Origin of the sequence: Chryseobacterium edaphi, from assembly GCF_025628985.1 — a bacterium.
GTDB lineage: Bacteria > Bacteroidota > Bacteroidia > Flavobacteriales > Weeksellaceae > Chryseobacterium > Chryseobacterium edaphi.
Genome location: NZ_JAOTEM010000003.1, coordinates 346029 through 358545, shown reverse-complemented (window position 1 = coordinate 358545; position 12517 = coordinate 346029). Strand labels below are relative to the sequence as shown.

The 12517-nt window shown below is 33.6% G+C and carries 12 protein-coding genes; 2 read left to right on the top strand and 10 right to left on the bottom strand.

The window, feature by feature from the left end; all coding sequences use genetic code 11:
• Positions 1 to 88: 88 nt before the first annotated feature.
• The 9 genes from ligD to NZ698_RS13890 all read right to left on the bottom strand — a co-directional run bounded on the left by ligD (position 89) and on the right by NZ698_RS13890 (position 10000).
• Entirely contained in the window at positions 89 to 2647 is a 2559-nt protein-coding gene (ligD, locus tag NZ698_RS13930; RefSeq protein ID WP_263003809.1) for a DNA ligase D, read from the bottom strand.
• A gap of 2 nt (positions 2648 to 2649) precedes the next feature.
• Entirely contained in the window at positions 2650 to 3435 is a 786-nt protein-coding gene (ku, locus tag NZ698_RS13925; RefSeq protein ID WP_263003808.1) for a non-homologous end joining protein Ku, read from the bottom strand.
• A 51-nt stretch (positions 3436 to 3486) separates the two neighbouring features.
• Positions 3487 to 5652, bottom strand: a complete 2166-nt coding sequence (locus NZ698_RS13920; protein WP_263003807.1) for a hypothetical protein — start codon at positions 5650 to 5652, stop codon at positions 3487 to 3489.
• 41 nt (positions 5653 to 5693) lie between these two features.
• The gene (gene aspS, locus NZ698_RS13915) at positions 5694 to 7448 is read right to left on the bottom strand and encodes an aspartate--tRNA ligase (RefSeq protein ID WP_263003806.1); all 1755 of its coding nucleotides are present in this window, start codon (positions 7446 to 7448) and stop codon (positions 5694 to 5696) included.
• A gap of 150 nt (positions 7449 to 7598) precedes the next feature.
• Entirely contained in the window at positions 7599 to 8036 is a 438-nt protein-coding gene (locus tag NZ698_RS13910) for an ankyrin repeat domain-containing protein (protein WP_263003805.1), read from the bottom strand.
• Positions 8037 to 8167: 131 nt separating this feature from the next.
• Positions 8168 to 8593, bottom strand: coding sequence for an ankyrin repeat domain-containing protein (locus NZ698_RS13905; RefSeq protein ID WP_263003804.1), 426 nt, complete (start codon positions 8591 to 8593; stop codon positions 8168 to 8170).
• Positions 8594 to 8608: 15 nt separating this feature from the next.
• A complete protein-coding gene (locus tag NZ698_RS13900; protein ID WP_056035798.1) occupies positions 8609 to 8812 on the bottom strand; it encodes a helix-turn-helix domain-containing protein in 204 nt (67 codons plus the stop codon).
• A 3-nt stretch (positions 8813 to 8815) separates the two neighbouring features.
• Positions 8816 to 9406, bottom strand: coding sequence for a DUF2975 domain-containing protein (locus NZ698_RS13895; protein ID WP_263003803.1), 591 nt, complete (start codon positions 9404 to 9406; stop codon positions 8816 to 8818).
• Positions 9407 to 9436: 30 nt separating this feature from the next.
• Positions 9437 to 10000, bottom strand: a complete 564-nt coding sequence (locus tag NZ698_RS13890; RefSeq protein WP_263003802.1) for a DUF2975 domain-containing protein — start codon at positions 9998 to 10000, stop codon at positions 9437 to 9439.
• A 124-nt stretch (positions 10001 to 10124) separates the two neighbouring features.
• Here NZ698_RS13890 and NZ698_RS13885 point away from each other — a divergent pair, with 124 nt between their 5' ends.
• Both NZ698_RS13885 and NZ698_RS13880 read left to right on the top strand, forming a co-directional pair.
• Complete coding sequence (locus NZ698_RS13885) at positions 10125 to 11519, top strand: MATE family efflux transporter (protein ID WP_263003801.1); 1395 nt, start codon at positions 10125 to 10127, stop codon at positions 11517 to 11519.
• Positions 11520 to 11605: 86 nt separating this feature from the next.
• Positions 11606 to 11719: a 30S ribosomal protein THX gene (locus tag NZ698_RS13880; RefSeq protein WP_263003800.1), complete on the top strand. Its 114-nt coding sequence runs from the start codon at positions 11606 to 11608 to the stop codon at positions 11717 to 11719.
• Positions 11720 to 11782: 63 nt separating this feature from the next.
• On the opposite strand, the gene NZ698_RS13875 is transcribed toward NZ698_RS13880, so the two are convergent.
• Complete coding sequence (locus tag NZ698_RS13875; protein ID WP_263003799.1) at positions 11783 to 12439, bottom strand: DUF937 domain-containing protein; 657 nt, start codon at positions 12437 to 12439, stop codon at positions 11783 to 11785.
• Positions 12440 to 12517: the final 78 nt, after the last annotated feature.

Here is a 12517-nt window from a genome sequence, read left to right as displayed (position 1 = left end):
CAATATATTACAATTGATGCTTAGATTCTTTCAGAATGACAAATCTACTGTAAAAAAAGACTGTTATTATCTTCAGGCATCAATTTATCTATTCCAACAATTCCAAAACCTTCATCATATCAATTCCTTTACCCAGAACAGGTTTAAACAAATCACCTTTTTCTTTAATTCTCTCCAATGCATTATGAATATTAAAATCAGTCGGTTTTAAACCTGACTTCAATTCTTCCCATTCCAAAGGCATCGAAACAGAAGCCCCTTCTTTTGGTCTCAAACTGTAAACACTCGCTAAAGTTTGTCCGGTTCTGTTTTGAAGATAGTCGAGATAGATTTTTTTATCGTCTCTTTTCTGTAAGCTTCTTTCCAAAGTAGTGATTTTAGGAAGTTTTTCATTTACTTGTTTCATCAAAATATGCGCGAAATCTTTCACTTGCTCAAAATCGTACTTTCCACCCATCGGAATATAGACGTGAATTCCTGTACTTCCAGAAGTCTTGCAATATCCTTTAATTTTAACTGAATTTAAAACCTCATTCACCTTCAAAGCGGTCTCAATCACATGATCAAAGCTATTTTTCTTTGAAGGATCGAGATCTAAAACCATAAAATCAGGATGATCCAGATCAGGGAGCGAACTGTTCCAGGGATTCAGATCAATACAACCCAGATTGTTTAGATAAGCCAATGTAGCTTTATCATTACAGTAGATATAATCAATGTATTTATCGTTGGATTCTGAGTAAACCTGCGTAGTTTTTATCCAATCCGGGATATTGTCACTCGCATCTTTCTGATAAAAACTTTGCTCATTGATTCCATTTGGATAACGGTTTAAAGACAACGGGCGGTTTTTCAAATGTGGCAAAATATAATCCGCAACAGATTGATAGTATTCAATCACATCACCTTTGGTCACCTTATCTTTCGGGAAATAAACTTTATCTTGATTGGTAAGTTTTACTTTATGTTTATTCAAAGTAATTTCCGAGTCTTTATCAGAAATTTCGGTTTTCTTTGATGGAGTTTTAGCTTTCATTTTTTTAGATTTTTCATTTATTTGACTCCCTTTTTTTGTCGAATCTGCGATTTCTTCAGGATTTTTATCTTCACGGATCGCTACGAAAACAGGATGACGAAAAATTCCGTCTTTGGTAATTTCCGAATATTTAATTTCGCAAACCAATTCTGGTTTTACCCAAGTTACAGGCATATTCGTTTTGGGAATTGTTTCAAAAGGAGAAGTTTTTGTAACTATTTTTTTGAGCTTTTCATGAAGCGAATTCAAAGATTCATTATTAAAACCTGTTCCGGTATGTCCTGAATAAGTTAATTTTTCGTCAATATATTTACCCAAAATCAGTGCTCCAAAACCTTCTCTGGAACCTCTTGGCTCAGTAAAACCGCAGATGATCACTTCTTCTGTGTTGGTGAATTTTATTTTCAGCCAATCAGAATTTCTGCTGTTTTCAATATATAAACTATCGGCTTTTTTGGCAATCATTCCTTCAAGCTCCATTTTTTTCATTTGATTAAAAAAATCGATACCTTTTTCGGGAATATGATCGCAATATTTAATGATATCAGTTTCAATTAAAGCTTCTTTTAAAAGTTCTTTACGTTGAATTAAGGGGAGTTCTTCGGTAGAATGACCATTTAGCCAAAGTAAATCAAAAACCTGATAGGTTAAAGCTAAATCCGGATTATCACCTATTTGCTGAAGCATTTGGAAACTCGGTTTTCCGTTTTCGTCAAAGGCTACAATTTCTCCGTCGAGAATCATTTTGTGTTTTTGTTTGCTGAAATCTTCAGACACTTTATCAAATTTCGATAAGAACGAAATCCCATTTCTTGAGTAAAAAAGTGATTCTTTTTTGCTTAGATCGGCTACAGCACGATAACCGTCCCATTTTATTTCAAAAACCCAATCTTCATCATCGAATGCTTTTTCAAAAGGTTTCGCAAGCATCGGTTTGATGAAAGTTTTCAGTTTTTTTTCGTCAACTAAAGAATTGAATCGTTGAAATTTAGGCTTTATTTCAGAAGTTATGACTTCTTTTTGCTGCTTTTTAGGCTTTTTTTTTTCCTCTAAAAATTTGGTGACCTGAGAATTTTTGGCTGTATTTTCCTCCGCGTCATATTTGTCTTCAGCAAATTTATCCTTATGCTTAATTAATAACCATGAATTGTTTTCTGCATTTTTCATTTTCACTAAAGCAAATTCACCTTTTAGCTTTTTACCGTGCAAAATGAATTTCAATGAACCAGCTTTTAGTTCTTTCAGCAGTTCTTTTTCATCCGAAAGTTTGCTTTCCTGATCTAGAGGTTCGTAAGTTCCGCTGTCCCAAACTTCCACTTGTCCGGCTCCGTAGTTTCCTTCGGGAATATTTCCTTCAAAATCTTTGTAATCATACGGATGATCTTCTACCATCATTGCCAAACGTTTGTCGTCAGGATTTAAAGACGGACCTTTCGGAACTGCCCAGCTTTTCAGAACGCCTTCCATTTCCAATCTGAAATCATAATGAAGACGTGATGCGGCATGTCGTTGAATCACAAAGATGAGTTTATTTTCGCTTTTTTTTGTTTTTCCTTTTGGTTCGGTGGTTTCATCGAACTTACGTTTGTCATTGTAATCTTTAAGTGCCATGATCAGGAAGCGTTTTTAGTTTTCGGAGTCTGCAAACTGGCTTTTAACTGTGCCATCAAATCAATCACTTTACCCTGTTTTGCAGGTTCGGATTTTTTAAGTTTCACATTTTTGCCTTTTGCTTTTTTCTTAATGATCTTCAGTAATTCCTCAGAATATGTATTTTTATAAAAAGCAGGATCAAATGTTTCAGACAATTGCTCAATCAGGTTTTTTGCCATCTTCAGCTCTGCAGGTTTTGGTGCTTTTTTAGCAGGAATTTTCAACTGTTTATAATCGCGGATTTCCTGATCAAATCTCAACCGGTTTAAAACCAAAACATCATCATTATAAGGACGGATCATCCCAATCGCCTCAGTATCGCGGAGAACAAACGTTCCGATACCGACCATTTTAGTTTGCTGCAAAGCTTTGATTAAAAGTCTGTAGGCATTTTCACCGTTTTTATGTGGCTCCAGAAAATAGGGCGTTTCAAAATAAACAGAATCAACCTCCGCTTCTTTCACAAAGTGTTCGATGCCCAGAATTTTCGTCTTTTCAGGACTTGCAGCTTCGTAATCTTCATCTTCCAGAACAACGTATTTGTCGTCTATCAGAAAACCTTTTACGATGTTTGCCCACTTGACTTCCTTGCCCGTTTTTTCGTTTACTCTCTTAAATTTAATATTAGAAAAATCAGATTTATCCAGCATATCGAGATCAAGTTTGCTGGTTTCTGTAGCAGAATAAATCTTAACAGGAATATTGACTAAGCCAAAACCAATGGCACCGTTCCAAATTGCTTTCATTGTCTTTATTTTCTGTAAAACTTACAATGATTGTGCCGTGGGAATTATATATTACTTCGAGTTTAATTTTCTATACATTAGGACTTTGTCTATATAATATCCATAATTGAATGAAACAATAGGAGAGTGTTGCTCTTTTAATAATTTGTTTTCTTTCAGGTATCTTCTCCATTCCCAAGCTCTATCAGAAGGCGGACAAATATACATGCCCGAAGAATTACAAAGTTTATCAGGATAGCCTAATGTTGTATTTAAATTTATTTCTAAAAGTTTTATAATCGCTCCCACCTCATTTTCAAGTTCCGAACTTCCTGTAAATGGAGTTACAATATTAAATTTCAGAATTTCATAAATTTTATCATAGCTTATGTTACCATTTTTGTTTTTATAATCAACTCCACTTTGATCAAGGTAATATTCGTAAAGTTGCTTTTCATTATGAGTGTTATAAACGGATAGAAACTCTTTTCTCGCATCTTCAAGTTTCCAATTATCAATACTGAAGAAACCAAAATCTCTATCTAAAAATGAATACTTGTCTCTGTAATTTTCTTTTCTAAATTTAATATTATCTGCAACTTTGATTGCTTCTGGAATTTGTGCATAACCAATTTTTGAAAATAATTTTAGGACACCATACTCAAAATCATCAGCATCTTTTGCTGTGATTCTTAACTTATCAACCTCTTCCTGGATTTTTATATTTTGGCTATTAAAGTTTCCATCGAAATTTTTTTTATTAGCTACAGGGTACTCGAAGTTTTCTAAACATATTTTTTGAGCGCGCTGGATTTGAGTTTTCAAATCAGGATCATCTGTTTTTATCTCGTTTAGGTTTTTTACAGTTTCAAACCCATTCCCTGTAAATTTATAGACATAATAATTAAGATTTCCATTAATACCAATTCGGCTGTAGAGAAGAGATTTTTTTAAATACATACTTAACTGTCTGTTGTCGCTGATGATTTTTGACCAGTTTTTTGTGTAGTAAATATCAAGAATTCTTGAGACTGATTTTGAAAGATTTGGTTTTTTTTCATAGATCAATGACCAATATTCTATCGGCGCAAGATCTTCCAATGTCAGTTGACTTATTATTTGATTTTCTAAATTTCTTCTTTCCCTAAACGATAAGTCTGATTCTAATTTATCAATCGTTGATTTTAATTGAGTAGAACCGATAAAATCAACATTATTTTGTCTGTAATATTCTGTAAGTAATGATAGTTGTATCAAAAATTTAAAAGGAAAAATCGGTACAATAGAATTGGTTCTGTCCAGGAAATTTTTATCCTTTTCAGTAGCCAATTCTCCAACTCTTTTTGAATTGCTTTGAGATAGTTTGATATATGAATTCAAAGCAATCGTGTCATTTTCATTGTACAAATCTTCAAATAAATCTACAATGTCATCTATCTTTTCTGACTGTAAATCTTTATTAATAAAATGCTTTTCAGAGCCATCCCAAACGAAATTTTTATAATTTTTCGAAAAATAAACCAGCAAGTTCAGAATAGAGTTATTATCGAAATTATAATCATTGGTATTCCAAGCTAAATCTTTATTTCTGCCAATCGAACCAATATCTTTCCGAATTAAAAATGATAGCAAGTCGTAAAAATTTTCTTTGTTACGATTATAAACATTGAATTTGTCTCTTTTACGATAAAATTGTTCACAAATTTTCAAGAGACTTTCTGGTTTATTTTGTTGAAGTAAAAAATCTATTCCAGCATTTTTAACCCAATTTTGTTGAAGGATTTCGGGAATTTTTTTGGTCAATTTTTCTAATTTGGCTTTTGGAAGTTCTCTGAATTCAACTGATTCATTTCTTTGGTCAATTTGCGTAATGTAGAATGCTTGTATCTCAGTAGAATATTTTATTCTACCATCATTTTTCTTCAAAAAATCTAAAAATTGTTCCGAGCCTGAAATACTATCGACAATTATTTCTTGATTTGTGAAAATTGAATTCTCTTCGATTGCTCTTTTTGCTAACGAAATTTCCTCAGTTTCAAAATAGTGATAACCTAAAAATTCAGCTAATTTTTTATGACTGTCAAGATAAGAAGCTAATTCATAGAAAGCATTTTTTTGACCTGATTCAAGGTTTTGTTTGAGCTTGTAAATTTTACTCTTTGAATATTGCTCCTCTAAAAATTGACAATTGTAGAAATTGTAAATCAGTAAAAGAAAAATAGGTATTAGTTTCTTCATAATCATAACAAAAAAGCGGAGAAAAAATCTCCGCTTCTAATTTATGCTTTTAAATTTAATTTCAGTTCCAGTTCATCAAGTTGTTCATTAGCAATCGCAGCCGGAGCGTCAATCATTACATCTCGTCCTGAATTATTTTTCGGGAAAGCGATATAATCTCTGATCACTTCATTTCCGTCAAGAATTGCCACCAAACGGTCAAATCCGAAAGCCAAACCACCGTGAGGCGGAGCTCCATATTTGAAAGCATTCATTAAGAACCCAAACTGAGCTTCTGCGTCTTCTTTGGAGAATCCTAATAAGTCAAACATTTTAGATTGAAGATCTCTGTCGAAAATTCTGATAGAACCTCCACCGATTTCGTTTCCGTTCAAGACCATGTCGTAAGCGTTGGCTCTTGCTTTTCCCGGATCTGTTTCCAATAAATGAATGTCTTCAGGTTTAGGAGAGGTGAATGGGTGGTGCATTGCATGGTAACGTCCGCTTTCTTCGTCAAATTCAAGTAACGGGAAGTCAACAACCCAAAGTGGTGCGAAAACATCTCCTTTTCTTAATCCCAAACGGTTTCCAAGTTCCATTCTTAACGCTGAAAGCTGAGTTCTTACTTTGTGCTCGTTTCCTGAAAGAATTAGCATTAAATCTCCTTCTTTCGCTCCGAATTTTTCGATGATTTTTGCTAAATCTTCCTCGTTGTAGAATTTATTCACAGAAGAAGTTTTCACCCCATCGTTCTGGAATTTAGCCCAAATCAATCCTGAAGCTCCGATTTGAGGTCTTTTAACCCATTCAACCAGCTCATCGATTTGCTTTCTTGTATAATCTGCACAACCTTCAACATTGATTCCGACAACCAATTCAGCGTCATCGAATATTTTAAAGTCTTTTCCTTTGACTAAATCGTTCAGTTCAACGAATTCCATTCCGAAACGGATATCCGGTTTGTCATTTCCGTATTTCTGCATCGCATCTGCGAACGTCATTCTTGGAAAGGCTCCGAATTCCTGACCAGTGATGTCTTTAATTAAAGTTTTCGTCATTCCTTCAAAAACATTCATCACGTCTTCCTGCTCTACGAAAGCCATTTCACAATCGATTTGTGTAAATTCCGGCTGTCTGTCGGCTCTCAAATCCTCGTCACGGAAACATTTTACGATCTGGAAATATTTATCCATGCCTCCAACCATCAATAATTGTTTGAAAGTTTGTGGAGATTGTGGTAATGCGTAAAACTGTCCCGGATTCATTCTGCTTGGTACAACGAAATCTCTTGCTCCTTCCGGAGTAGATTTGATTAAAACCGGAGTTTCAACCTCAATAAATCCTTCGTCTGAAAGATAATTTCTCACTTTCTGCGCCATTTTGTGACGGAAGATCAATTTATCTCTTACCGGAGCTCTTCTGATATCCAGATAACGGTATTTCATTCTTAATTCTTCACCACCGTCCGTTTCATCTTCAATGGTAAAAGGCGGAAGCTGAGATTCATTAAGCACTTCTAATTTTTCAACTAAAATTTCAATTTCTCCTGTTGGAATATTGGGGTTTTTGCTGACTCTTTCAATAACTTTTCCTGTAACCTGAATCACAAATTCACGTCCTAATTTTTTGGCATTTTCCATCAATTCCGCTGAAGAACGATCCTGATCAAAAACTAACTGAGTAATTCCGTAACGATCCCGAAGATCTATCCAAATCATAAATCCTTTATCACGAATGGTTTGTACCCATCCTGAAAGTGTAACTTCTTCATTAAGATTCTTTAGAGATAATTCTCCGTTTGTGTGCGATCGAAACATTTTTTTTGATGTTAGATATTATACTTTAGATATCAGACGTTCAAGCGCCTGATTTTTCGTTGGCAAAGATAAGATTTTTGAAGGGTTTATAAATAAAAAACTTCCTTAGCGATTGCCAAAGAAGTTTTAATTATTTAAAGTTGATAACTTTTATTTTAGAATACTTGCAAGATTTGCTTTTTCATATTTTACAGCAAAGTCTTTAGCAGTTTCTCCGTTTGCGTTTTTCAGAGTTTTGTTTGCTCCTTTTTTCAATAGAGATTGAGCCATATCTGCTTTTCCATATCTTGCTGCAACCATCAATGGTGACTGGTTGTTACAAAGTCTGTTGACATCGGTAGTGTTGCTCAATAAAAAATTAAAAATATTTTTTCTTTCATGCTTTACACTTAAAGCAAGAAGATCATAAGAGTTTTCTTTGATGGCAAAACACTTATTGAAATCATCTTTCTTAAAAACTTTTTTAAAATCCTGAAGATTATCAGTCTGGAAGATTTTCATTTGATCTTTAGAAATCTCCTGTGCAAATAATCCGTTTGCAAAAATTGAGATCGCCAGAAGTAAAGTAGCCGATATAATCTTTTTCATAAAATTTATTTTTTCAATTATTATACAAATCTAATATTTTTTTTGATATATTTCATTAGGAGTAAACCATTTTTGCATAATTATACTCACATAAAATGAAATTCTAATAATTGATAAAATTCAAATTGTTTTTATTCTAACAATGTAATGATTTCTGCTTTTTCATATTTTTTAGCATAGTCCAACGTAGTGTAACCTTTGTCGGTTTTCGTTTCTTTTTTGGCACCATTCTCAAGAAGCTTTTTTGCAAATTCAGTATTCCCATATTTGGCTGCAAACATTAATGGTGTTTTCCCATCACAAACTTTTTCCAAATTGGCTTTTTCGTCAATAAGTTTTTGAAAAACCTTCTTGCTATTCAATTTTATTGACAGAGCAAGAAGTGAATACGAATTATTCTCAATCTGGAAACATTGGTCAATATTTTCTTTTTTTACTAATGTAGAAAAGCTTTCTGCATCATCATAAGTCAGCATTTGTTTGTGTTGACTGGTAAATTCCTGAGCTGAGAAAATGCCAAAGGTGATGATTGAAGCTGATAAAAATAATTTTTTCATTTTGATAATATATAATTAAGGTTTAAATTCTAAAATATCTCCGGGTTGACAATCCAGTGCTTTGCAGATTGCCTCAAGAGTAGAGAGTTTAACAGCCTTTGCTTTTCCAGTTTTTAAAATGGAGAGATTTGCTTGTGTGATTCCTATTTTTTCTGCAAGTTCCTGAGACTGCATTTTTCTTTTTGCCAACATGACGTCTACATTGATTATTATTGGCATAATTTATATTGTTAAATCGTTTTCTGATTGCAGTTGAAAGCCTCTTTTGAAAAATACGGTGATGAAATGTAAAATAATTCCCAAGAATAAAAATGTAAACGATGTCATAAGCATACCTCCTTCAAGGCCAGTTCGGAATATGAAGATCCAAATCAGAAAATAAAGTGGTGCATAGAGTACATTAATAATAGTGAAGGTTTTCAGATGCTTTATAATTGTTTCATTAAATAATTCTTTCTGACTCAAATCTCCAAAAGTTTTGTATCCGTAAAAGAAAAACAGGCAGAAAAAAATACTTTGAAATGTGTGAAATATAAATCTGTTTAATGTAAAAAAACCTGTCAACATCTGTTGATCTGAAAACGGATATTTAAATCTGAAAAATACATATTTTCCTTTTTCGTATGATGCATAATCTATTTCATCATTGACATAAAAAGTTTCTGAAAAAAGATGATGTGAAGTCGTCCAGTTATAATATCCTATTCCAAATCCAAGCGATTGGTAAATGAAATGGAAAAGAAAAATGATAAATAACACCAGAAATAAATAACTGAGAATTGTTGACACTGATTTTTGTCCTAATAGTTTCATTTTTATATTTTTTAAAATTTGTTTAATAATTTATATCGTTAAATCGTTCTCTTCCTGCATTTTTCTGCCTTTTACAAAAATTTCCTTCAGGAAAATAAATATAAGGCCAGTGATAATAAAAATAAGAGGAGGCGTAGTATCAAAACTTTGTGGCGAGGTGAAAATATCAACAGCAAGATGAACGCTTCCTAAGAAGAGCATACCAAAACCTAAAATTTTGAAATTCTGAACTGCTTTATGGGTGAAAAAATCGTCTTTTGAAAGTTCGATAATGATTTTCAAAACGATAATTAATATAAAACACAGAGAAACCAGCCCCAGGAAAGCTAACATAATACCTTCTGCAGAATTTTCAGTCGCTAAAACCATTTTTGAAAATGGATAATGAAATTGAACTATTTCTGAATTTTTTTGACCATTATTATTCTCACTTTTCCAATGATCAATTGACACAAATGAATTTGTCGTATTCGTTATCAAATAAATTCCCATTAAAATTAATATCCAAATTGAGATCAGTGTAAATCCGACGGCATATATTCCGAATGGATATTTTAGCCAAAAAAGTAGAGAGTTTTTTCCTAATAATTTCATTGTTTTAATATTTTATTATTGCAAATATATAATTAATTATTGTTTTACGATAATTAATTATTAAAATTATTTTATTTAAAATTAAATTTCATGAAATCGTATTTTTAACCCGATTAATTTTAAAATGAAAAAATATTTAAATTTTCTGAAAAAAGCATTCAGCGAGGAAGAAACTGATTACACAAAAATCAGTATCCGAAGTGCTGTTCTTCTTTTAGCAATTCCGATGATGCTGGAAATGGCAATGGAATCAGTTTTTGCTTTAGTTGATCTTTATTTTGTGGGTCATCTCAAAGAAAGTGGCTTCGCTATTCAAACGGTTGGTCTTACAGAATCTGTTCTTACAATTATTTACTCGATAGCAATTGGGATGAGTATGGCTGCAACTGCCGTTGTAGCAAGAAGAATTGGGGAGAAAAATCCTGAACAGGCCTCGAGAAGTGCAGCGCAGGTAATTTCAGTATCTTTTGTCATTACATCTGTTTTAAGTTTGCTGGGAGTAATCTATGCAGAAGATACTTTGATTTTGATGGGCTCAAAACCCGATGCAGCAGCCTACGGAAAAGATTTTACGAGAATTATGATGGGAAGCAGCGTGATTATTATGCTTTTGTTTTTAATCAACGGAATTTTCAGAGGTGCAGGAAATGCGGCAATCGCAATGAAAAGTTTATGGATTGCCAATATTGCCAACATTATTCTCTGTCCGATTCTGATCAGAGGATTAGGCCCGATTCCCGCAATGGGTTTGACGGGAGCTGCAGTTGCAACAACCATCGGAAGGAGCACAGGAGTTCTTTATCAACTGTATCATATTTTTATTGCTGATTCTTTGGTGCGGATAAAAACGATTTATTTTAAACCTGATTTCAAATTAATCACATCCATCGTGAAAATTGCAATGCCCGGAATATTCCAATTTGTCATTGCTTCGTGCAGCTGGATCTTTCTTGCACAATTAGTGGCAACAACCGGTGGTGAAGATGCTTCAGCAGGGTATCAAACGGCACTCCGATTAATGATGTTCTTTATGCTTCCAGCTTGGGGACTGAGTAATGCGGCTTCAACTTTAGTGGGGCAAAATATGGGTGCTGGAGAAATGTTGCGTGCAGAACAATCTGTAATGAAAACGGTAAAATACAACGTAATTTTTATGCTTTCTGTAAGTCTTATATTTTTTCTTTTGGGAGATTTTCTTGTTGGATTTTTCACAGAACAAATTGAAATTAAGAATTATGCTAAAAATGCATTGCACATTATGAGTGTCGGTTTTGTTTTTTACGGAATAGGAATGGTAACTATCAACGCTTTCAACGGAGCAGGCGATACTTGGACACCGACCTGGCTGAACTTTTTTGGATTCTGGATGTTTCAAATTCCTTTGGCTTATGTGCTTTCAAAACATTTTGATTTGGGTCCGAAAGGTGTTTTTATTTCAATTCCGGTTGCAGAAATGTTCATAACGGCTGTTGCTTTTATTTTATTTAAAAGAGGAAAATGGAAAAATGTGAAAGTCTAACTTATTTATTATAAAATATTTAACGGCTGAAACTTTTGACTTCTTATTATAAATCTCTAACTTCGTAGTCAATCAAAATTTTAATTATGGGAAAAGGAGACAGAAAGTCTAGAAAAGGAAAGATTATCTTAGGAAGCTACGGAAAGAAAAGACCGAGAAAAGCTTCAAAACCTTATCCTGCTGAAAAAGCAAAAGACTAAAAACGAAAATAAAAAGACCGAAGATCAAATCTCCGGTCTTTTTTTTATGATTTAAAAACAAAATTATTTTCCTCCGAAAAGTCCGCCAAGAAGATCTCCCAATCCACCTTGTTGTTGTTTTTGCTGCTGTCCGCCGCCAAGTACACTTCCTAAAATGTCATTCAAGGGATTTCCGGAAGATTGCGATTGTCCGCCACCTAAAACACTCCCCAGAATATCATTCAAAGGACTTGATTGCTGTTGTTGAGCCTGGTTTTGAGCACCACCCAAAATTCCTCCTAAAAGATCACCAAGACCTCCTGCTCCAACATTGTTCTGTTGCTTTTCTTTACCGATATAACCCATGATTACAGGAGCAAGCATCGCCAAGATAGGACCGATTTTATCAATAGAAATTCCGGTATTCTGTGATAATTGGTTTTCTACTGTATTTTTCTGATTTCCGAAAACGTGCGAAAGAATAGAGCCGCCTTCGTCTTGTCTGTTGTCAAGCTGAGAAGTGTCATCCAGAATGCTTCCATCGTGATCTTTATCTAATGCATTGTTTAAAGCTTCAGCTTCTTTTGCATCCTGAGATTTGTTTCGAAGGTAAGAAATGACGAGTGGAGTAGCCACTGCCAAGAGCGCAATAATTTGATTTTTGCTAATTCCGAACTTGCTTTCTGCCTGTTCAGCTACCTGATTTCCTGTGTTTCCTGTCAAAAGGTCAATTAGACTCATTGTTTGTGTTTATTTTATTTGTTAGAATATCAAAGTTATCAAAAAAACAAATACTTCGAAAATAAAATAATACTAAAG